Annotated in this window: 15 protein-coding genes; 11 read left to right on the top strand and 4 right to left on the bottom strand. The window is 58.1% G+C overall.

The window, feature by feature from the left end; genetic code table 11:
* Nucleotides 1-14: 14 nt before the first annotated feature.
* The gene (locus C1A13_RS08655; protein ID WP_101551089.1) at nt 15-764 is read right to left on the bottom strand and encodes an EFR1 family ferrodoxin; all 750 of its coding nucleotides are present in this window, start codon (nt 762-764) and stop codon (nt 15-17) included.
* Between the two features lie 18 nt (nt 765-782).
* Complete coding sequence (locus C1A13_RS08650; protein ID WP_172439224.1) at nt 783-1,361, bottom strand: TetR/AcrR family transcriptional regulator; 579 nt, start codon at nt 1,359-1,361, stop codon at nt 783-785.
* A 160-nt stretch (nt 1,362-1,521) separates the two neighbouring features.
* Between C1A13_RS08650 and C1A13_RS08645 the strand changes: the two genes are divergently transcribed.
* Entirely contained in the window at nt 1,522-3,681 is a 2,160-nt protein-coding gene (locus tag C1A13_RS08645) for an FAD-dependent oxidoreductase (RefSeq protein WP_367379707.1), read from the top strand.
* A 33-nt stretch (nt 3,682-3,714) separates the two neighbouring features.
* A complete protein-coding gene (locus C1A13_RS08640; protein WP_101551086.1) occupies nt 3,715-4,485 on the top strand; it encodes a nitroreductase family protein in 771 nt (256 codons plus the stop codon).
* Nucleotides 4,486-5,110: 625 nt separating this feature from the next.
* Here the strand turns inward: C1A13_RS08640 and C1A13_RS08630 are convergent.
* Entirely contained in the window at nt 5,111-5,983 is an 873-nt protein-coding gene (locus tag C1A13_RS08630; protein WP_101551083.1) for a LysR family transcriptional regulator, read from the bottom strand.
* An 85-nt stretch (nt 5,984-6,068) separates the two neighbouring features.
* Here C1A13_RS08630 and C1A13_RS08625 point away from each other — a divergent pair, with 85 nt between their 5' ends.
* The 9 genes from C1A13_RS08625 to C1A13_RS08580 all read left to right on the top strand — a co-directional run bounded on the left by C1A13_RS08625 (nt 6,069) and on the right by C1A13_RS08580 (nt 20,322).
* The gene (locus C1A13_RS08625; RefSeq protein WP_101551081.1) at nt 6,069-7,238 is read left to right on the top strand and encodes an NAD(P)-dependent malic enzyme; all 1,170 of its coding nucleotides are present in this window, start codon (nt 6,069-6,071) and stop codon (nt 7,236-7,238) included.
* Nucleotides 7,239-7,254: 16 nt separating this feature from the next.
* A complete protein-coding gene (locus tag C1A13_RS08620) occupies nt 7,255-8,613 on the top strand; it encodes a TRAP transporter large permease subunit (RefSeq protein ID WP_172439223.1) in 1,359 nt (452 codons plus the stop codon).
* Nucleotides 8,614-8,627: 14 nt separating this feature from the next.
* Nucleotides 8,628-8,858, top strand: a complete 231-nt coding sequence (locus C1A13_RS08615) for a hypothetical protein (protein WP_101551077.1) — start codon at nt 8,628-8,630, stop codon at nt 8,856-8,858.
* On the top strand, nt 8,858-10,024 hold the full coding sequence (locus C1A13_RS08610; protein ID WP_101551075.1) for a M20 family metallopeptidase: 1,167 nt from the start codon (nt 8,858-8,860) through the stop codon (nt 10,022-10,024). Before C1A13_RS08615 ends, C1A13_RS08610 begins: the two co-directional genes overlap by 1 nt.
* A 1,385-nt stretch (nt 10,025-11,409) precedes the next feature.
* Nucleotides 11,410-12,873 (top strand): GntR family transcriptional regulator, encoded by a 1,464-nt coding sequence (locus tag C1A13_RS08600; protein ID WP_367379706.1) that lies wholly within the window; start codon nt 11,410-11,412, stop codon nt 12,871-12,873.
* A 93-nt stretch (nt 12,874-12,966) separates the two neighbouring features.
* Complete coding sequence (locus C1A13_RS08595) at nt 12,967-15,492, top strand: M13-type metalloendopeptidase (protein WP_242970841.1); 2,526 nt, start codon at nt 12,967-12,969, stop codon at nt 15,490-15,492.
* An 84-nt stretch (nt 15,493-15,576) separates the two neighbouring features.
* Complete coding sequence (locus tag C1A13_RS08590; protein WP_101551071.1) at nt 15,577-16,263, top strand: response regulator transcription factor; 687 nt, start codon at nt 15,577-15,579, stop codon at nt 16,261-16,263.
* Nucleotides 16,260-17,387, top strand: coding sequence for a sensor histidine kinase (locus C1A13_RS08585; RefSeq protein ID WP_242970840.1), 1,128 nt, complete (start codon nt 16,260-16,262; stop codon nt 17,385-17,387). The genes C1A13_RS08590 and C1A13_RS08585 overlap by 4 nt, the downstream gene beginning before the upstream one ends.
* Before the next feature lie 415 nt (nt 17,388-17,802).
* On the top strand, nt 17,803-20,322 hold the full coding sequence (locus C1A13_RS08580) for a hybrid sensor histidine kinase/response regulator (protein ID WP_242970839.1): 2,520 nt from the start codon (nt 17,803-17,805) through the stop codon (nt 20,320-20,322).
* A 667-nt stretch (nt 20,323-20,989) separates the two neighbouring features.
* Here C1A13_RS08580 and C1A13_RS08575 read toward each other — a convergent pair.
* Nucleotides 20,990-22,477, bottom strand: a complete 1,488-nt coding sequence (locus C1A13_RS08575) for a hypothetical protein (protein ID WP_101551067.1) — start codon at nt 22,475-22,477, stop codon at nt 20,990-20,992.
* Between the last annotated feature and the right edge of the window lie 27 nt (nt 22,478-22,504).

The following is a 22,504-nucleotide window of genomic DNA, read 5'->3' as shown; positions in this document are numbered from 1 at the left end:
CATGTACCTCCGCGTCAATCTTTCATGATGTAATATCTGCGGTTACCCTTGGAGGCGGATTTATACTCGATTGCCTCGGTGGGACAGCCGCCGATACAAGCCATGCAATGAGTGCAGTTTCCGTTCCAAACCGGCTTTCCGTCCGAAATGCGGATATTGTTCAGCGGGCACCGCTGGGCGCATTTGCCGCAGGAAACGCAGGCTTCCGACGCGGCAAAGCCCTTGTCATGGACAAAAAGGGCGTAAAACAGCCCGTTGACCGGCCCGCTGTTCATCCGGTCCTTGAACGAGATGGCGGCTTCGGGAAACGGTTCCCCCTTTTGTATCAGCGCGGCCAATGATACTATGCGCTCCCCGGCTTTTTCCAGGATCGCCGCGCATTCCGCCTTGTCCGGCGTGTTGGAAAGTGCCACATAGTTATTCGGCATGGCGACCAGCGCCAGCCCCGAGAAGTGCAGCCCCTTTTCCGCGCAGAGCTTCTTTGCGTAGGCGGCGGCATTGCCCACGCTCCCGCCGCAGGTCAGGACAATATAGATGTCTTTCGTCCCCTCAAACTCCGTCTCACGAATCCACCGCTCCACCACCTTTGGCATCTGCCAGGCATAGGTGGGAGCCACGACCACCAGTGGGCGTTCCGAATGGAACGCCTCTTTTTCGCCTCTTTTGAGGCAAGCATTGATGGAGACAAGCTCATCTTCGAGCAGTTCCGCAATTTGCTTTGCCGCCCGCTGGCTGTTGCCGGTACCGCTGAAATAAAAAACCATTCCCATACACTCCTTCTCTTATTCAGGTTCGATCCCGCTGACCATCTGCTTCAGATATTCTTTCGCCTGCTCCTTGGAGCACTCCTTTTTGTCCAGATATTTCCACTCCAAAATAATCAGGATCACCTGGCTGTACAGGTTCGCCGCCATATCCTGAGGCACCTTGAAGCGGTGGGAATCCGGATTGCTCTTAAAGGCCGCCGACATATTGGACAGCAGGTAAAACCGGATTTGGTTGATAAAATACAGGTTGGGCGGGTTATTCTTCAAGATCGCCCCCACCGTCTCAATGCTCCGATCCAAAAAATCGAAGCAGTTTTCCATCAACTTATTCATCCGCTCCACGCAATTCCCTGTGTCCCGGCAGCCGCTGTCCAACCGGTCGCGGACCGCCATCATGCAGTATTCCAGAAGGTCGTATTTGTCGTCAAAATAATTATAGAAGGTGGCCCGGGGCAGCATGGCCTTTTCGCACAGTTCCCCGACGGCGATCTCCTCAAAAGATTTTTCAGAGAGCAGAGAAAGCAGCGATTGCTGGAGAGAATAAAGGGTGCGGCTTGCTCCGATGGTCAATTTTTTCGTCAAGTCATATTTCAAATTTTGCAACTCCTTTGACAAATTTTTGGTTTTGTCTAAATTTCTACGTCCGTTTAATTCTGTCACTTGCCTTTCCATGAAAACCATTATAGACTAAAGACGAAATCCAGACAAGTGCAAAAATATAAACATTTGAAAAAACAACTATCTGGATGTGTAAATGGTCTGTTCCGCCACAATCAAAAATCAAAGCGAGGTTTCAAATATGGAATATCCCCATTTGTTTACACCCGGGAGGATCGGCCCGGTGACGGTCAAAAACCGTCTGGTCATGACCGCCATGTGTGTCGGGCTTGCCCACCACGACGGCGCGGTGAGCGACGCGCTTGCCGCCTATTACGAGGAGCGGGCCGCCGGAGGCGTGGGGCTCATGATCACCGAATGCACCCGCGTGAACGAGACGGACGCCGTGGCTTACCCCAGCATGCTGTCCATGTCCCACGACCGGTATATTGAGCCGCTCCGCAAAGCGGCGGAACGGGTGCACGCCCATGGAGCCAAGCTGTTTATGCAGCTCTACCACCCCGGACGGCAAAATGTGGTGCTCTTTCCGACCATCTGGCGGTTTAACGAACGGATGGCGCGGATCTTCCCGTCTTATTGGGATTGGTATTTCAAGATGGCTGGCAGGTTCGACGCCTCCATGATCGACGATCCCAAAACCGCGAAGCGGATGGAAAAGTACATGAAGCCGCTTCTGGCCCCCAGTGACGTCCCCTGTGGGCTTGGGGACAACCCCGTCCGCCATCAGAAGACCGTCCCCATGACCATCCCGCAGATCAAAACCCTGATCGGCCAATTTATCGCCGCCGCGGGGCGGGTGAAAAAGGCCGGGGCGGACGGAGTGGAGCTCCATGCAGCCCACGGCTATCTGCTCCAGCAGTTTTTAAGCCCCTATACCAACCGCCGGGAGGACGATTACGGCGGCTCGCTGGAAAACCGGATGCGGCTTCTAAAGGAGATCATCGAGGGCGTCAAGGCCGAATGCGGACCGGATTTTCCCATCAGTGTGCGCCTCTCGGTGGAAGAATTTTACGACACGATCGGTTATCCCGGCCAGGGCATCCTCTTGGAGGAGGGCGTGGAGATGGCAAAGCGGCTGGAACGCTTCGGCGTCGATGCGCTCAACATCAGCAGCGGCAACTACGACACGGCGCAGACTTCCTGCGAGCCCATCAGTTTCCCCCCAGGCTGGCGCAAGTATCTGGCGAAAGCGGTCAAGGAGCAGGTCAGAATCCCCGTCATTGCGGCCAACCTGGTCCGCACACCGGAGCAGGCCGAGGCGCAGCTGGCGGAGGGGACGCAGGACTTCATCGCCATGGGTCGTTCCTATCTGTCCGACCCCGAATGGGCTAAAAAAGCAATGGAGGGACGGAGCGGGGAGATCAACCGCTGTATCTGCTGCCTGCGCTGTATGGAGTCTTTTCAGGAGAACATCATGAACGGCAAGCCGGTGGAGTGCGCGGTCAATCCCCGTGCCTGCCGGGAGAGCAAGTTCCCCCGCACCGCGCCGAAGGATGGGCGGCAGCGGCCGGTCGTAGTGGTGGGCGCCGGCCCGGCGGGACTCACTGCGGCCAACGAGCTGGCGGCGCGGGACTTCAAGGTGACCGTGCTGGAACAGGGCGGCGCCCCTGGCGGACAGCTCATCCTGGCGGCGGCCCCACCGCTCAAAGAGAAAATCGACTGGTTCATCCAGTATCTGACCCATCAGGCCCTCCGGCAGGGTGTGGACATCCGATATAACACCAGGGCTGCCAAAGAGGTCATAGAAAGTTTTCGCCCCTACGCGGTGTTCCTCGCCACCGGCGCGGAAGCGGCAGCGCCGCGGATTCCCGGCTCCGATTCGGACACGGTGACCACGGTCACGCCGATTTTGACAGGCGAAAGGACCTACGCCGGAAAGGAGGTTGCCGTCATCGGTTCCGGCATGACCGGGCTTGAAACGGCGGAGCTTCTGATGGGGCAGGGGAACACCGTTACCATCATCGAGATGGCGGATCAGATCGCCCCCGGCGCTTACCCCATCAACGCCTCCGACGTGATCGGGCGGCTGGAAAAGGGCGGCGTGCGGTTCCTGCCGGGCCGGAGGCTGGAGCGCATCGGCGACGGGATGCTTTATCTGAGGCGCAAGGACGGCGTGCTGGAAGAAATCCGGGCCGACGCCACAGTGCTGGCCATCGGTGTGCGTAGCAATAGCGCCTTGGAGAAAGAATGCACCGGGCACTTCGAGCGGCTTTATTCCATCGGCGACGCGGTCACGCCCGGACGCATCGGTAACGCCACCCGCAGCGCCTTCATGCGGGCCCGCGGGTTGCAATAAACCCATTTACACGGATTTAAGGAGCCAAATATTATGAGAGAGCACAGAATAGAAATCAGCCATGACAAATGTATCGGATGCGGGATGTGTGTGCGGGATTGCCCCGCCTACAACCTTGGACTGAAGGATAAAAAAGCGGTGGTAAGGTCGCAAAGCTGCCTGATGTGCGGGCATTGCGTCGCCATATGTCCCAAAGCCGCCGTTTCCATTACAGGCTTTGATGAGCCGCCAATCGAAATAGAGAAACCGGTGGCTTTGGACCCGCATCAGCTTCTGGAGGCCATCCGCACCAGGAGAAGCATCCGGCAGTACAAAGAGAAGCCCGTCGCCCCGGAGGTCCTTGCGCAGATCATCGAGGCCGGCCGTCTGACGCCAAGCGGCGGCAACGCGCAGAATGTCTCCTACATTGTGCTTCAGAAGGAAATCCGCCGTTATGAGCAGATCGCGGTGCGGTTTGCGAAAAGGCTGCTGCCTGTGGTGAAGCTGATGAGCACGACCGCGCGAAACGCCGTCATCGACGACCATTTTTTCTTCAAGAACGCACCGGTTGCCATTGTCGTGGTTTCCAAAGATGAAATCAACGCTTCCCTGGCCGCCTCCAATATGGAGCTGATGGCCGAGGCCCTTGGCTTGGGCGTCCTGTACAGCGGCTTTTTTGCCCGGATTGTAAACACTTTCCCCACCCTTCGCCGCCAGCTGCATCTGACCCATACGAAAGCGGTGACCACGCTGGTATTGGGATATCCGAACGTTCACTATCGCCGCACCGCGCAGAAGGACCCGGCGGATATGTATTATCTGTAACGCGGGAGTCCATTTGGGACGAAATTGATACGGCGTACCATGGCATGGATGCCGGATGTCGGTGTAAGTCGCGGTAACCCTTTGGAACTGTACAGCGTTTATCAATACACTGTAGATAAGTACACGGATTTTCGGGGAAAAGGGCCCGCTTTGCGGACCACTCGGGAGAGCGTACGGTTCGCATCCGTAAGGTCGAGAGTTCGATCCTCTTCGTCTCCACCAAAGGCACCATCGAAAGATGGTGCCTTTTTTCTGCCATCTCCACCGTTACCATCAAAAAAGCAGATGCCATCTGATTAGATGGCATCTGCTTTTTAATAACCGGTGTGGCGGACATCGTCATAAGCAATACATCGTGTAAACAGATCGGCTGGATCGGCCAACCCGGCCGCGCGTTGCCTCAGGAAGGAGCTGCGAGGTCCCTCAACATTACCGCGACCGCGGGATTGGTTTACCGAAAAAAATGCCGGCTCCCTTCGTGTATTGAAAAGGATGCCGGTTTGGGGCAATCAATAGGAATAATCTATAATAATGCAGATTATTGATATTTTACATATATATGATCTTCTGTTATCATTCTTTCATAAGATATTTCTCCATCGTGCGAAAGCTTTGGGCACGTTGACTATTGATACATACGATTAATATAATCGAGCAGCTTCGATACGTCATTGTAGAGGTAATGACCTCGTTTATACACCGTCCCCACGTCCAGCAGGAGCGGTGGATCGAGCGGCAGCACAGAAATCTGCTCTCTCGGGTCCACCGCCTCCCGGAAAAGAAAGGAAATGACTTGTCCGGTTTCGACGAGACGCTTGATGGTGGCAAGCTGGGCGGACCGCAGTACAACCAATGGGCGAACTCCCGCTTCATCATACCGTTTCATTACGCATTCCACATGGTATTGGCTGCCGCGCAGCAAAACGACCCGTTCCCGCTCCATCAACTTCATATCGACGGAGGAGGCATTCGCCAGCGGATGATTCCGACTTACACAGCAGCAGAGCTCGGTTGTGTAGAGCTTCCTGCACTTGAAGATCGTCGAGTCCACATCGTTCAGCAGCGCGATCGCCAACTCAAGCTGTTCTTCCGCCAGCAACCGGTAAATTTCCCGGGAGCTCTGCTCCTGGATTTCCAGATCGATTTCCGGGTATTCCTCATGAAACCCCGCGAAGATCCGGGGGAATAAAAAGCTCCCGATCATTGGGGGAACCCCCAATAAAATCCGATTCTTTTTGCTCGCGAGGTCCCGGAGGGCGTTTTCCGTGTCGCTGACCTTTTTGAGGATCTCCTGTGCCCACACCAGAAGCTGTTCTCCCTCCCGCGTGAGTGTGAGATGCCTGCCAACGCGGTGGAACAGATTCACTTGGTACTCGCTTTCCAGTTGACGGATGCTTGAAGTGAGGGAGGGTTGGGAAATATGAAGCTGCCGCGCCGCTTCCGTCACTGTACCATACTGGCAGACTGCCGCAAAATATATTAGCTGATTAAATTTCATCTGCCGCCCTCCTCATTTTTACTCTGAGGCTGTTTCCATTATGACGCAAAAATGTGAGGCTGGCAAGAGATACGGAGGAATTGCCATGGATTTTGAAGAAAAGGTTCGTCTGCTCCACCGCCGCCACGGTGGGAAAATCGAGGTGAATACCAAAGTCCCCGTGGAAAGCCGCGAGGATCTGAGCCTTGCCTACACACCGGGTGTGGCCATCCCCTGTCTGGATATCATGCGGCGGCCCGATGCCATTTATGACTACACCTCCAAAAGCAACCTGGTCGCCGTCGTCACAAACGGGACCGCTGTGCTGGGGCTGGGGGATATCGGCGCGGACGCCAGCCTGCCGGTCATGGAGGGGAAATGCATCCTCTTTAAACGGTTCGCGGGGATTGACGCGTTCCCGATCTGTGTGGACACCAAGGACCCGGACCTCTTCATCGACACCGTCTGCCGCATCCAGTCGAGCTTCGGCGGGATCAATCTGGAGGATATCAAGGCTCCTGAGTGCTTTTACATCGAACGGGAACTGAAACGGCGTTGCAATATCCCCGTCTTTCATGACGACCAGCACGGAACCGCGATCGTGGTGGCGGCCGCCGCCATCAACGCCTTCCGGCTGTTAAAAAAAGAGCCGTCCGAGGCGCGGGTGGCCGTCAGCGGCGCCGGGGCGGCGGCGCAGAGCGTTGTACGGCTGCTTTTCGCGGCCGGGTTCCGCGAGATCAGCATGTGCGATATTGAGGGGGTCGTCTACGAGGGCCGGCCCGGGCTGAACCCCGCGCTCGCGGAGATTGCCGCCCTGACAAACCGCGGCGGCATCCACGGAGGGCTCGCGGACATCATGGAAGGCGCCGACCTCTTTGTCGGGCTCTCGGCGCCCGGAATTGTTTCGTCCGATATGATCCGGCGGATGAACCGCGACCCCGTCGTCTTTGCCATGGCAAACCCGACGCCCGAAATCATGCCGGAGGAGGCAAAAGCGGGCGGCGCGCGCATCATCGGCACAGGGCGCAGCGACTATCCGAACCAGATCAACAATGTGCTGGCCTTTCCCGGAATCTTTCGCGGCGCGCTCGACGCCCGCGCCCCCGCAATCACAGAGGAGATGAAATTGGCGGCGGCAAAAGGGATCGCCGCACTCGTGGACGATGGGGAATTGCGGGAGGAATACATCATTCCCGACGTGTTCGATTCCCGAGTGTGCGCGACCGTCGCAAGGTATGTCTCTGAAATCGCTGCCAAAAACGCGACGTGTGAATAAAAGAGGAGGTTTCATAATGGGATTCGGTATCATTTCTCTGCTGGCTTATATCGCGATCATCCTTGTCATGAATATGCGGTTCAAACGGAAAATCGCGGAATCGATGGGGGTCGCGCTGGTGGTGCTGCTGATCATTTCCGGCAGAAACGCACTAACCAATCTTCAGTCGGGCATCACTTTCGCCTTGAAACAGGAGGTCCTGTTTGTGGCGATGGCGTTTGTATTTATGTCCTACCTGATGAACCAAACCGGTATCATCGGCCGCCTGATCAACATCCTGAACTCTTTCCTCGGCCGGCTGCGCGGCGGACCTGGTTACGTAACCACAGTTGCCAGTGCGCTTTTCGGCATGGTCTCCGGCTCTCCATCGGGCAACGTTTCGGCTGTCGGCACCATCACCCTGCCCTGGATGGAAAACACCGGCTGGTCGAAAAAAAACGCGACGACCGTCGTCGCGGGGAATGCCGGCCTGGGCGTCATCTTTCCGCCCTCCAACTCGATGTTCCTGCTGCTGGGAATGACGGCGATCGCTGCCGAGGTGACAAACGGAGAGCTGTACATCGCACTTTTCAGCGCCGGGCTCTGGGTGCTCCTTTACCGTCTGCTGCTCATCCCCTATTTCGTCCATAAGGACCATATCCAGCCGCTCAAAACGGAGGAGCTGCCGCACTTTAAGGCCGCTATTGCTTCCGGATGGCGCTCCCTGCTCATCTTTATCGGTGCCGTCCTGCCGGTTATCCTGACCGTCGGCCCCGTCTCCGTCTTCTTCAAGAGCCTGGAATCCTTCGGTGAAAAGGGTGTCAAGAGTATCTCGATCATCTTCTGGATTCCTGTCCTTATCTCGATCATCACGATTTGCGAGGGTTGGAAACACCTTCCCCATTCGCTGAAGGGCTGGGTATCGCTCAGCAAAAACGCGATTGGCAGCTACAGCGACATCGGCGCGCTGCTCTTCTTTGCGTATACCTCCAGCAGGGTGCTCATCAATCTCGGACTGGAGGAGGAGTTCTCTGCAGTTTTTGCGTCGTTGAACGCCCTGCCCAGCATTGTTATCATCGTCTGCGTGGCATTTTTGATCTCTCTGATGGTCGGGCCTTTCACATCAACGGCCGCGACCACCGCAATCGGGTCCGTCTCCTATCTCGCGCTGCGCAGCGTGGGGGTCGTGCCCGTCGCCGCCGTATGCGCGCTTCTGCTCTTCTTCAGCAACGAGGGCTGTATCCCTCCAAACTCCGCGCCGATCTATATCTCCAGCGGCATTTCGGGGCTTCGCAACCCTGCGGAAACCTTTAAGCCGCTTGTGCTTTTCTACGCGCTGCCGACCATCCTGATCGGGATCCTGATTTGCCTGGGGATCCTCCCGCTCTTTCATTAACGGAGGTGAAGAATATGAAAGTTTCCATAAAAAAACTGCTTTCCTGGATTTTTACCCTTTCACTGGTGCTGTTTATGTTGATGGGAATCGGCATCGTGCTGGTGCAGGCTGTCGCGCTCGTCACCGCCAACGGCGCGCTTTCGATTGCCGCCGCAGGTACGCCGAAATCAATCGTCATTCTGCTTTCAGCCATTGCGGGATTTGCCGGCTTCATCTACTCGTACTTTAAGGAGGGAAATTCCTAGTGGAGGATAAACTGCTGCATGCCGTCCTTTCCTCCATTGATTCGCACCGGGAGGAAATGCTTAATCTATGGAGAAAGCTGGTGGAAATCGAGGGGGATATCACCAACAAGGCCGGCACCGATCAAATCGCGCGGACGATCTCAGACCTTCTCGCAAATTGGGAGGTACCATCCAGCATCATTTCCATGGAAAGGGCGGGGAACTCCCTCGCCGCCGAATGGGGCGTCCGCCATCCGGAGCCTCCGGTCTTGCTGATGGGGCATATGGACACCGTCTTCCCCAAAGGTACACTGGCGGAAATCCCCTTCCGGATCGAGGACAGCAAGGCATATGGGCCGGGCGTGCTGGACATGAAGGGCGGACTGGTGATCGCGCTCTACGCGCTGCGCGCGTTGATGGACGCGGGATACGACCGCCGGCCCATCCGGATCGCCTTTTCGGGCGACGAGGAGGGCGGTCATCAATATACCTGTGAACGCAGCAGAGAGCTGTTTGAGACCGGCGCGAAAGGCTGCCGGGCCGCCTTCAACTTTGAGACCGGTCTTCTCAGCGGCGACGTGATCGTAGAGCGCAAAAGCGCGGTGCGATTCCGCTGCACGGTGAAGGGCGTCGGCTCCCACGCGGGGCTCGCCCCTGAAAAGGGCCGCAGCGCCATTCGGGAAATGGCCCACAAGGTGCTCGCCTTTGAAGCGCTCAACGACTACGCGGCCGGGACCTCCGTCAATGTCGGCGTTATCAGCGGCGGAAGCGTCCCCAACGCTGTCCCGGCCGAGTGCGTCTCTATGCTCGACGTACGTGCCTCCAGTCAGGCGGAAGCGGCGCGTGTTCAAGAGGAAATTCATCGGATTGCCGATACCTGCTACACCAGAGACACCGTCTGTGTCCTGGAAACGATCAATCCGCGCCCGCCAATGGAGCGTACCGAGGGGGTTCTGGAGCTTCACTCCCACGTAGCGCAGGCCGCGCGGATACTGCGGCTTGAGACGCCCCAGCCGGTCGCCGCGGGCAGTTGGTCAGACTCGACGTTTGTTGTCGCGTCCGGCGTGCCCGCCATCTGCGGATTCGGAGTGCGGGGAGAATGGAATCACAGTAAGCAGGAATATGCTCTGGTCGATTCCCTTTTCGAGCGGTGCAAGCTGGCCGCCGTGACCATTTTGACGCTCTGATCCTTTATCCTAGTCATGACTCGAGGAGTCCGGCGTGCATGCGCATACCGGGTTTCCTTTCTCCGGAGCTGGACGCCGCCGGCCGTTCCCAAAAACGCGGAAAGGGTCCGCCGCAGAATACAGGAGACTGTTGACCAGATCTGTGAGCCGAGCGCTCTCCTCCAAAATCGTGTAGGCGGCCTCGCCGAGGCTGCAAAAAGCCCGTGCTTCAGTAGAGCCGATGCAGCGGCCGTGTGATGCCGCGGGTGGTCATCCAGAGCGCTGCGCGGGTCAGACGGGCAAAAATGAGGAAATAACGAGTACCAAAACCGACGCGTCCCGGACCCATACGCCGATTTCCGAAATCGGGCAGTAGGTGATGAGATATTTTAACCGATGGACCGGTGGGGACCTCATAAAAGCAGACAAGATAGGCGTTTCCGTCCGCCGTCTCCAGCTCGATCGCTTCGCTGGTGAGAACAGAGCTCGTGCCGGATCGACTGTGTTGGACACAGGCATCGAAGAGTGGTATGAGCGTGGCGCGTTCCTGCTCGTCGCGAGGTAGACCACCAGCATCCGGGATCCAAAAATCAGGATGTTGGCGCTGCCGCTTCGCAGAAAACCGGCCGCCTGATCCGGCGTACGGGAACAGGTGGTGCATATTGAAGAAACGATCGAATGCGGGAGGCGAGGAATTAGAAGCGGAATATGCTTGATGGCAGACGGCGCAGCAATAGCGCACTAGAAAAAAATGCGCCGGGTACTTCCTACCGTTCTATCCGGTCGACGATGTGACACGTCCGGACACGTCGAAAATGTTACCCACAGCGCCCTTGCGTTGGCCCGTGCGTTACAGTAACACGGTATGATTATAAAAGGGCCCGCTTTGCGGACCACTCGGGAGAGCGTACGGTTCGCATCCGTAAGGTCGAGAGTTCGATCCTCTTCGTCTCCACCAAAAAAACAACTGCCATCGAATCAGATAGCAGTTGTTTTTTTGCCTGCGGAATAAGCACGCCGAGCCGTCAGAGTGCTCGACTCAGCGATTCAAGATATCCCGGTGAATCACTTCCATGTTGAACCCCTGCGTTTGCGTCCGAACCCTCCTCAATGCTGCGAGCCTCCCCGTCTCCCGCGTCTGCGGCCGTCCACGGTTGTTTCAGTGTCATAACATATTCTTTATCACGAATCCAGGTTTGTGCTTGGCTCGATAGACCAAAACTTTTGGTGAACGGGTGCTCGGTGAGTAGTTTGACTTTCGAGGTCCGTCCTTTTTGATTGCCGCCAAATCGCGCATGACCGTGCCTATATAGCAAGTGAACCAAACGATAGCAATGCTTTATAGAAATTAAAGGGTGGAAATGTTATAATTATTATAATGTGAAATACGGCAAGGAGATGTCATGGTGGGAAGCGAACTGGAACTGCATCAGGTCATATACGCATATCTGCTTGCCCAAATTCAGTTTGGATATTATCGCTGTGGGGAGAGCCTTCCCAGGATGGAGGAGTTGTGCCGGCAGTCTCATATTTCAATCGATACCGTTGCCCAGGCATATCACCGTCTGCGCCGCGAGGGAGTTATCTCACTGACCCAAAAAGCCGGGGCCAAGGTGTCTGTCTCCTATTCTCAGGAGGAGATCGACGGGCATGTACGGCACTATTTCGCACAGCGTGAAGCCGCACTTCGCGACCTGAGCTGGTCTATTTGGCCGCTGTTCGGCTGGGCTTTGTGGCTGTCCCTGAAGCACTCGCCGCCGGAGGCTGCGGAGCGGATGGTGCATCTGACCCGTGATGAGGAGAGGCCACCCACCGTCATTTGGCATTACCTGGAGCAGCAGTACGGCGCGCTGGGAAACGATCTGCTGATGCGGTTGATGCGATACCTCTACCTCTTTTTCCAAGGGCCGTTCTACAGTGTAAAGGAGAACACGCCCTATTTTGAAAAGGGTCTGTTTTGGCAGCAAAACGTGGCGGTCCTCAGCCGCAACGGAAACTGGGCCACGCTGAGAGACGTTCTGAAGACCGCACAGGACGACCTCGCGCACGCGTTGTCCCGATTTTATGAAGATCGGATCGCAGAACCAGTTCCGCAGATCGGCTTTTGCTGGAACGCCTATAAAAAGTCTGCCCAACTTCGGTATTCCCTGGCCGTCGAGCTTCTGACCGACATCAGTCGTGGGATCTATCCAGTGGGCAGTTTCCTCCCGCCGGCCCACCGGCTCGCCGTCGAAAAGGGAGTTTCCATCAGTACGGTCCGCCGGACACTCAGCCTGCTGGGCGGCATCGGAGCGGTGAAATCGTTCAGATCCCGCGGCGCTCAGGTCCTATCCCCCATGGAGAGTACGGAGAACGCCGACCTCACACAGCCGGATATCCAGAACCGGCTGCTGGATATGGCCAAATGCTTACAAATATACGCCCTGTCCGCCCGGGCCGTGTCTGAACTCACTCTGGCTTCCCTGGACTGCGGCGGGCTCCGCCTGTGGAAGGAACGCCTGCTGGAGCTCCGGGACAGCCGGCGCCTTGAATTAATGACCTATGTGTCCATGGGACTGATCTCTGAGCACACCCCCAGCCAGACGATTCGGACCATCTATTCTGAACTCTTGCGGCTTCTCTTCTGGGGGCATCCGCTGCGTGGATTGAGGGGGACCCCCGAAACAATAAACCGCGTCGCCGCACCGTTCCTGAACCGGATGCTCCAGGCATTGGACGAACGGGATGTCTTCGGCTTTTCCACCGTACTGGAAGAACTGGTGGCTCGTGAGTTGTGCATTACGGTTAATCAACTGGTGCAGTTAGGGATTCGAGGCGCGGAAAATATCCTAATCCCCGTGAAAGGAGAATTCTGGGAAATGGAGAAATAAAGTGATCCTAACGAAAATCTAACAAAGAGTATGATATCCTTTCCACAGTATCCCGCGCTGCCAAGGCATTGCGGAAGTGGAAAGGATTTTTTTATGAAGACAACTCTTTATGCGAAACTGATGGCGGCGTCGCTTAGTTTGCTCCTGGCGCTGACCGCATGCATGGGTCCATCCCCCAATAAAAACACCTCCAGCACCACGCCCACTCCCATCGAGACCGTCACAAAGCCGATGACCGTTGGCGCGCTTGCCGACTATTTCATCCAGGCCGCGGACGACTACCATCCCGGCGCCGATCGCATCGGGGTGCTGGAGGGCTTTGACGAGGCGGAGCAGGCCACCTGGCTCCAGATGTTTGTCATAGCCAGCCGGGCGTTCGGCCAGTTGCCCGCTCCCACAGGCAACGGTAAAAACACCGCACCGCCCCCCGTCGATCTGACCGACGCGCCCGAGTGGGCCTGGAGTGCGCTGCGTAACCTGTCCAATGGGGGCGTGCTGGCCGCCTCCGACCTGGGCCTGCCCGAGCTGGAGACTGCGCCCGAGACCACGGACCAGGACGCTCCTACCTCCGATGGCGAGGGGATGTCTGCCCCGGAGACCGACATGACGGACAATATGGAGAGCGACCCCGCCAAGCTCGCCGATCCCAAGGACGCTTCCTCCGGCGAGGACGGCAATGACAAGATGAACGCACTCGTAACCCGCAAGGACGCGGAAATCGTGGCCCAGCGGTTTTTCCAGGTCTTCGGCACCAATCTCAAGGACAACTTCTACGCCGCCGTCAACAAGGGTGAGCTGGACGCTCTGGAGCTCCCTGGCGACGGTTCCACCATGGGCGGCTCCAGCACCGTGGTGGCCAACACCGACAAGCAGCTCCACGACCTGATCCTGGAGATCGTCCACAGCGGCGAGGACTACCCCCAGGGCAGTGCCCGGCAGAAAATCCGGGACCTCTACCAGAGTGTTCTGGCGCTGGAGGAACGCAACGCCGCGGGCGTAGAGCCCCTGCGGAAGTATCTGGACGCAGTAGACGCGGCCAAAAATTTCTCTGAGCTCAACGCGGCCATCGCCCTGGCGGTCAAGGAACTGGGCAACTTCGGCAACGGCATTTTCCCCATGGTGGCCGTCACCGACACCCAGGACAGCAGCAAAAAGGTCATGCAGCTCATGACCATGTACCCCATGTTTACTCCCGAGGACTATGCCGACCCGGAAAACGGGATGGTGAAGGAATACCGGGAGGGCATGATCTCCCAGCTCATGGCGGCAGGCGAAGGCCGGCCCGAGGCGGAACAGCTGGCTGACGGCATCCTCCGTATGGAGAAGGCCCTGGCGGAAAACGCCTCCAGCGCCGAGGAGATGGGCAGCCTCCAGAGCCAGTCCAACCGCTACACCCCCACGTCTCTGGACGAGCTGATGCCCCAGGCCAAGCCCTCCGAGCTGCTTGTCGCCATCGGACTCAAGGCCGACGCCCGGATGCAGGTCTTCGACGACAAGCAGTTCGCAGCCTACGCCACATGGTTTACCGAAGAGAACCTGGAGCTATTCAAGGCGATGCAGAAGAGCGCCCTGATTTCCGGCTTCAGCCGGTACCTGAGCCAGGAGCTGGCGGAGAAGTTCGGTTATGAAACAGGCGCCCCCGAGGAGGCCGCCAACGAGGCCGTGCAGTCCTTCCTCTCTGAGGAACTGGGCCAGCTTTACGTGGAGCGCTACTTCCCCGCCGAGTCCAAGGCCGAGGTGGAGAAGATGGTGCGGATGATGATTGAAGCCTTTAAGACCCGCATCAGCCGGCTGGACTGGATGGAGGAATCCACTAAGCAGGAGGCCATGAAGAAGCTGGACAACATCACGGTCCTGATCGGCTACCCCGACCAGTGGGATTTTAACAATGCCGACATCAAGAGCGTTGCCGACGGCGGCAGCTACTTTGCCAATGTGTCCGCCTCTGAGGCGGACAAGTGGCAGAAAGCCGTTCAGGGCCTGGACGAGCCGGTGAATCCCCGGCGTTTCCCTATGGCGGCCTTCACCGTCAACGCCGCAGCCAGCCGGAACACCAACACCCTCATTTTCCCCGCGGGCATCCTCCAAGCTCCTTTCTATGATAAGAATGCCTCCTTTGAGGCCAACCTGGGGGCCATCGGCAGCACCATCGCCCACGAGATTACCCATATGTTTGACGATGGCGGCGCCCAGTACGACGCCACCGGCACCGTGCGCAACTGGTGGGCGGACAGCGATTACACCCACTTCCAAACGCTGTGCAAAAAGGCGGAGCATTTCTACGACGGTTATGAGGCCGCTCCCGGCATCCCCGCCAATGGCAAGGAGACCCTGAGCGAGAACATTTCTGACATCGGCGGCGTTGCCTGCGGCCTGGAGGTTCTCTCCACCATGGAAAACCCCGACTACGACGCCTTCTTCCGCAGCTTCGCCCGCCAATGGCTGCGCGCGGGCAGCTATGAGACGCTGGCCGGGCTGGCCCAGTCGGATGTGCACGCCCCCAATATCCTGCGCACCAACCGGGTGCTCTCCAACTTCCAGGAGTTTTTCGACACCTACGGCATCCAGCCGGGCGACGGGATGTATGTCGCCCCTGAGGATCGCATCGTGATCTGGTAATACTAATTGGCGGAGGCGTTGGAAGCGCCTCCGCCATTGACAAGCCTGGAAAAGTCCAGTGCGCTGGAAAAAGGGAGTGGAGCCATGAAACTGCTTTTGGTGGAGGATGAAGCCCTGCTGTCGAAGAATATCGCCAAGGGACTGCGCCTGCTGGGGTACGCGGTGGACTGCGCTTATGACGGCTTGGAGGCTCTGGAGCTGTATGGCCTTAATGATTACGACCTGATGATTCTGGACCTGAACCTGCCCAAATTGGACGGCATGGAGGTGTTGCAGCGCATCCGGGAACAGGACGCCGACTTTCGCATCCTCATTCTCTCCGCCCGGGACACGCTGGAGGACAAAATCAGCGGCTTGGATGGGGGGAGCAACGACTACCTGACCAAGCCCTTCGAGTTCAAGGAATTGGAGGCCCGCATCCGTGGACTGCTGCGCCGGAGCTTCACCACCGCCGATCCCCAGCTGCGCTGCGGGCGCCTGCGGGTGGACACGGCGGCCCGGCGAGTCTGGTGCGGCCAATCGCCGGTGGAACTGACCCGCAAGGAGTACGCGCTGCTGGAATACCTGCTGACAAACGCCAGGCGGGTGATCGGCGCGGAAGAGCTGATCGAGCACGCCTGGGACAGCGAGGCCGACCCCTTTTCCAATGCCTTCCGCTTCCACATCCACTCGCTGCGCAAAAAGCTGGACGAGGCGGGGGCCAGAGACTATATCATCACCCAGCGGGGCCAAGGCTACCGCATCCAAAACCCGGAGGAGGCTTCATCTTGAAAACATGGACCTTGCAGGCCCGTTTGACAGCCATTGTGGCCGCCATCCTGCTTTCGGCCTGTCTACTGCTGACCACCAACTCCCTGTTCGCCGCACGCGCCTATTACGGGGACTATGCCGCGCTGCTCGAGTCCGGTCTGGTGGAGGTGGATCCCGCCTGGGAGGAGGGCGCGGGGCCGGACGACGCGCTGGCCTCCCCGATTGAATTCTATCGGGAGGCATCCCAAAAGTTTTCCGCCCAATCCCTTTTGGCCATGGCGCTGATAGCGCTGTTGGCCGTGGGTTCCACCTATCTGGCCACGGGGCAGGTGCTGCGTCCGCTCAAAAACCTGACGGCGTCCGCAGGGAGAATCGATGGCCGGCACCTGGATCGGCGTGTCCCAGAAGCGGGCGCCCAGGGGGAGGTGCTGGCCCTCACCCGATCCTTCAACGGGATGCTGGAGCGGTTGGAGGAGTCTTTCCTCATCCAGAAGCGCTTTGCCGCCAGCGCGGCCCATGAGCTAAAGACCCCGCTTGCCGTCATAAAATCCGCTCTTCAGGTGCTGGAGATGGCCCCCCACCCGTCGGAAGCGGACTACCGGGAATTCATGGCGGACACCGGTGAGAGCCTGGAGCGCATCATCAAGACGGTGGACGGGCTCCTGTCCCTGGCGAACCCAAAGGAGGTACCGATGGACGAGACGGTGGAATTGCGCCCGGTGCTGGATCTGGCGGTGCGGGAGCTTTCCGGCAGGGCGGAGGAATGCGGGGTAACGCTGTCCGTCGGCGGCCAGGCGCCGCCGGTGCGGGGGGATGCCGACCTCCTATACCGGGCGTTCGCCAACTTGATTGAGAACGCCGTCAAGTACAACCACCCCGGCGGGGCGGTCACCGTGACGCTGGGGCGGGAGGGACGCGAAGTCAGCGTCACGGTGAAAGACGACGGCCCGGGTATCCCGGCAAACGCGCTGCCCCACATCTTTGAGCCTTTTTACCGGGCCGACCCCTCCCGCTCCCAGCAGATCCCCGGTTCCGGCTTGGGGCTGGCCGTGGTCCGACTGATTGTGGAGCGCCATGGCGGGGAAATCCAGGTGCAAAGTCGGCCGGGGGCTGGTTCGGCGTTCAAGGTCCTATTGAAAGGGTAGCTGCCCATTGCTCCGGCCACGCGGGGGCGCGGCGTCCGAAATCTCCAAAACCCATTGCGATTGCCGGTTTTTTTTGCTATACTGATAGCAAAACAGAATAAAATGGTATGTGAACACAATGGCTCAAACGGGCGTTGCTCCCAAATAGGTGGTTAGAAAAGTGGATAAAAGGGCGAGAAGCACAAAAGACGCGCCCGCGGGCTGCCCCGCGGGAATTGAATCTTTGAAGGCCGGCGTAATCCGCTGCCTGCTGGATGACCCCCTGACGATTTTATGGGGAAACTCCAGCTTTTTTTGTATGGCGGCATCCGCGGGGGAGGGCTTTGGCAGCTTAAAGCAGCTATATGAGCCGCTGCCCGGCGAATTTGCAAAAATCCGCCGGGCGGCGTTGCAGGCCGCGCACAGCGGCCCCGGCATGTCTTTGACCGTCCGTCTGCCCCAGCGGGGAGGCGGCTTTTGCCATGCGCGGCTTTTGGGGACGATAGCAAATGAGGAGACGATGGGGGCGCAGGTGCTCCAGGCTGAGTTCACCGGCGTTGACGATCTGGTGGCGCAGGCAGAGGAGCAGGCCCGGCTGTACCGGCAGCAGCGGCATTGTTTTCGTTCGGTATTGGACACCTATGAGGGCAACGCCTATGTGAGCGACATGGAAACCTATGAGCTTTTGTATGTGAACCAAACCTCCTGCAAGGTGCTGGGAGCCCAGGCCCACCAGCTGGTGGGGCGCAAATGCTATGAAATGATCCAAGGGCGTACTTCCCCCTGCCCGTTCTGCACCAACGGCAAATTGTGCAGCGAGACGTTTTACACCTGGGAATTCTACAACCCGAACCTGGAGCGCACCTTTATCATCAAGGACCTGGAGATCAACTGGGAGGGCCATCGGGCGCGGCTGGAATTGTCCCATGACAGCTTCAGCGCCGAATATAAGCTGGCGAAAAAGGATCAGGAGCGGGACGCGCTGCTCAACAGCGTCCACGGCGGGTTTGCGCGGGTGGACGCCCGGGATCTGCGGACAATCCTCTGGTACGGCGGCGAATACCTGGACATCATCGGCTATACAAAAGAGCAGTTTGAGCAGGAACTGCAATCCAAATGCACCTATGTGCATCCAGATGACATCGATTATGCCGAGGAAGTCATGCGCCAGTCCCGGGAAACCGGCGAGGCCACAGCGGTGGAGCGGCGGATTGTCACCCGCGCGGGGGTGACCAAAATTGTGTCCGTCACCTTCCGGTATGTCAGCGCGGAGGATAGCTGGGACGGTGTCCCCTCCTATTACAGCGTGGGCCTGGACATGACCACCGAGCGGCAGGAGCAATCCCGCCAGCGGCAGGCGTTGGAGGCCGCCTGCCAGGCGGCCCGCGTCGCCAACGACGCCAAGACGAATTTCCTAGCCTCCATGTCCCACGATATCCGCACCCCCATGAACGCCATCATCGGCATGTCGATCATAGCGCAGGCCAACCTGCACTCCCCGGAAAAGATGCGGGACTGCCTGGGGAAAATCAACATCGCCAGCCGTCACCTGTTAAACCTCATCAATGAGGTTTTGGACATGTCCAAAATTGAGAGCGGGAAAATCGACCTGGAGCCTGAGGCGGTTTCCCTCGCCGATTTGATTGAGGATGTGATGGAGGTGTTCCGGCCCCTGGCCACGGAGAAGCGCCAGACGCTCCAGGTCAACGCCGAACGGGTCCGGCACGAGAAGGTGGTGACCGACGGCGGGCGCTTGCAGCAGGTCCTGGTGAACCTGCTGTCCAACGCCGTCAAGTATACCCCCGATGGCGGGACGGTGGGCTTGCGAATCCAGGAGATGCCATCCTTTGCCAAGGGCAAGGGGCAGTATTCCTTCAGTGTGACCGATTCCGGCATCGGGATGTCCCGGGACTTTATCCCGCATCTTTTTGAACCCTTTTCACGGGCGGACGACGTGAAAACCAGCGATATCCAAGGCACGGGCCTGGGCATGGCGATCACGCAGAACATCGTGCGCATGATGAACGGCACCATCGAGGTCAAGAGCAAGCCGGGGGAGGGCAGCGAGTTTATCGTCACCATCTCCTTCGATTTGTGTGAGGAGGAGACGGCGGATACCGCAGCGCTTTCCGGGCTGCCGGTCCTGATGGCGGACGATGATCCGATCATCTGTGAAAGCGCCTGCGAAATACTCAATGAACTGGGCATGCGCAGCAGCTGGGTGCTGTCCGGCCGGGAGGCCGTCAGCCGGGTGGTCGCGGCCCATGAGGCGGCGGATGACTTTTTCGCCGTGATACTGGACTGGATGATGCCCGGCATGGACGGGCTAGAGACGCTCCGGCTCATTCGGCAGAAGGTAGGCCCGGATGTGCCCATCGTCATCATTTCCGCCTATGATTACTCGGAGATAGAGGAGAAGTTCCGGCTTGCGGGCGCCGACGCCTTTATTACAAAGCCGCTGTTCAAATCCAAAATGATACATACCTTCCACAAATTCTGCCGCCAGGACCGCTTGGGCGTCCAGGCTGCCCCCGCCGGGAAACGCCGCCCCCGCATGGAGGGCAAAAAGCTGCTGCTGGTGGAGGATAACGAGCTAAACCGTGAGATTGCGGTGGAGCTGCTGGCGATGCACGGCCTCTTGGCCGACACGGCTGAAAACGGGCAAATCGCGGTGGAAAGGTTCCAGGCATCCGCTCCCGGGGAGTACGCCTGCATCCTGATGGATATCCAAATGCCGGTGATGGACGGCTATCAGGCGTCAGAAGCCATCCGGCGCCTGGAGCGTGAGGACGCGCGCGCCATCCCCATCTTAGCCCTGACGGCCAACGCCTTCGCGGCCGATGTGGGCAGGGCGCACAGCGCCGGCATGAACGACCACATCTCGAAGCCAATCGACGTGGACCAGCTCATAGGGGCGATTCAGCTTTGGACGAATAATAAAAGAAAGCAAAAATAATTTGAGTCAAACAGGCTTGAAACGGTGGAGCAGGAAAATAGCGTCACCTTTACCGAGATGGCGATTCAATTTATCCAGCCAGTCGAAAGCGACAGTGCATCAGCGACGGGATGCCCGCTCTGCACCGCAAGGACGGCGTGTAGAAGCCCGAACCGAATGTCACGATACTGGCGTAGGAATGCGCGGGCGGTATCTACAGCCTTTGTGTTGTTCCGTACGTTACAGCAACACGGTATGTTCATAAAAGGGCCCGCTTTGCGGACCACTCGGGAGAGCGTACGGTTCGCATCCGTAAGGTCGAGAGTCCGATCCTCTTTCATTAGCCCAATTTGGATGCGTAGGCATTAAAGTGAGCAACAAAATGGGATTACGGGGTTTCCAGTTTCGAAACTGGAAACCCCGTTTCTTGTGGGTGCAACTTTCGCAATTTGTGGCAAGTAATAAACGATGATTTAGGGAAATGGCATGCAGCATCAGGTTTGATGCAAGATTGGAAACAGCCGGTACCAGCGCTTTGTAAATCAAAAATAATGGCTTCATGGGGCGGCATCTGTATGCCGGCATCCATAAAGCCGTTATTTCTGATGAGGTGTTCCGTGCTGCTTAAGGCAAAGGCCAACCTAAATCGCGGGATAGAGGTCTTGTACTGCAATCGCCTTGATGTACATCAAAGGCCGATACGGAAACCAAATCTTCGCGCACGTTCAAGCCAACGATCGAGCCGCTTCTCCGCCGCCCGTCGGTTACGGTGCGACGGCGGGATCTTTTCCCATACGGTCGCGCAGAATCCGTGCAGGGCGGCGACGTTTGGATAATCCCGGCAGGCTGCGGATTGCCGGGCGGCAATCCAGGCGACGGCGGCCTCGTTCCCCCATACCACGATCTCCATCCTGATACGGACGAACCATTCCCGCGGGATAAAACAGACCTTGTATTGGGGACGCTGTTCCAGCGCGCGCCGGATCGCTGCCAATTGATCCACCAGCTCCTGCGTATCCAGGTAGATCCGCCTTTTGCAGACGGCGCTCAAGGGCCGGCAGAGGTGCCGCGCATTGTCCAAAGTCTCGTCAATGCTCTCCGCGCAGAAGATATGGCGAACCTCAGCCTCCTTGTCTATTTCCCATAGAGAGATCGTTAAAAGCCCAAACTGGCGCTGCAGCAGCGCCAGTTCGCACGGTTCCAGCCGCAAAGCGACGGTTTCCCACCGAATCCCCAGATCCGGAAGCGCTTGAATCAGGTACATCGGTTTTTCCCGGTTGTACACCGCGCCGCGCAGGAAGTCTTGCGGCTCGGAGAAAAAATTGTAGCGAAAACGCTGCCTGGAACGTTTTAAGCAGGCGTCAAAGTGTGCTTCCACCTCGGCCACGCCGGCGGGGTCGGTGCGGATGATGGCCGTTGGGCCGTTATCCTCCACCCGCACCTGGATCATGAGCCTACCGCGCAGGCCGATCAGGATTTTTTCATGCTCCAGCAGGCGAAAGTCGTCGTAATAATAGCTCTGGATATATCCCATCAGATGCGCCCACAGCCACGGGCCGCAGGCAGACGCAACGTCGCTGGGCCGGTAGTCGGTGCGCAGCACAACTTGCAGTTGCTTGCCGCGTTCCAGCACCTGGCGCAGTTGTTCCTGCAAGGGGAGGTTGTAGCCCTCGTCCCTCGTAAATAGCTCCAGCCCTTCTGGGCAGGCAAACAGGATCCGTCCAGAACCCGTCTGCGTGAGCGCATAGTCAAGGAACTCCCCCAAAAGATTGCGCACCACCGCGTCCCCAGAGCGCATTCCCGCACCCAAAAGGTGCTGGGGACGCGCTTGGCTTTTCCTACGTAAGCGCCCGCTCCGGCACAAAAAAAGCAGTTCCTCCCGGTGCTCCCACGATCCGCCCGTTTCTCCGAGCCACTGCTCCAAGAGCTGCAGCGGCGGGATACCCTGTGCCAGGCCCAGCGGAACGGCCTCGGCCAGCAGCGTCCGGACTTCATTACCGCACGCGTCGAGAAAATAGTCCGCCAGCTTGCGCCGCCAACGGGCGTTTGGCCTGCGTGAACCGGTGCGCCAGCGAGAAATGAGCGAGGGGTCTGTTTCCAGCGCGCGGCTGAGCTTCTCCGGATCCACACGGGCCAATTCCATCAGAAGTGCAAAATTCGTCAGCATGTCTCTCATCAAATTCGTCTCCTTTTCTCGTTTCAC

The sequence above is a fragment of the Anaerotruncus massiliensis (ex Togo et al. 2026) genome (assembly GCF_900199635.1).
Classification (GTDB): domain Bacteria; phylum Bacillota; class Clostridia; order Oscillospirales; family Ruminococcaceae; genus Anaerotruncus; species Anaerotruncus massiliensis.
Note: the sequence above shows the minus strand (reverse complement) of the source record. Positions and strands in the feature narration are given on the sequence as shown.

Coding starts and splice junctions, on each gene's coding strand:
- C1A13_RS08655 (WP_101551089.1), bottom strand. CDS start 764: ATGGTTTTTTATTTCAGCGGTACCGGCAACAGCCAGCGGGCGGCAAAG.
- C1A13_RS08645 (WP_367379707.1), top strand. CDS start 1,522: ATGGTCTGTTCCGCCACAATCAAAAATCAAAGCGAGGTTTCAAATATG.
- C1A13_RS08640 (WP_101551086.1), top strand. CDS start 3,715: ATGAGAGAGCACAGAATAGAAATCAGCCATGACAAATGTATCGGATGC.
- C1A13_RS08630 (WP_101551083.1), bottom strand. CDS start 5,983: ATGAAATTTAATCAGCTAATATATTTTGCGGCAGTCTGCCAGTATGGT.
- C1A13_RS08625 (WP_101551081.1), top strand. CDS start 6,069: ATGGATTTTGAAGAAAAGGTTCGTCTGCTCCACCGCCGCCACGGTGGG.
- C1A13_RS08620 (WP_172439223.1), top strand. CDS start 7,255: ATGGGATTCGGTATCATTTCTCTGCTGGCTTATATCGCGATCATCCTT.
- C1A13_RS08615 (WP_101551077.1), top strand. CDS start 8,628: ATGAAAGTTTCCATAAAAAAACTGCTTTCCTGGATTTTTACCCTTTCA.
- C1A13_RS08595 (WP_242970841.1), top strand. CDS start 12,967: ATGAAGACAACTCTTTATGCGAAACTGATGGCGGCGTCGCTTAGTTTG.
- C1A13_RS08590 (WP_101551071.1), top strand. CDS start 15,577: ATGAAACTGCTTTTGGTGGAGGATGAAGCCCTGCTGTCGAAGAATATC.
- C1A13_RS08580 (WP_242970839.1), top strand. CDS start 17,803: ATGTCTTTGACCGTCCGTCTGCCCCAGCGGGGAGGCGGCTTTTGCCAT.
- C1A13_RS08575 (WP_101551067.1), bottom strand. CDS start 22,477: ATGAGAGACATGCTGACGAATTTTGCACTTCTGATGGAATTGGCCCGT.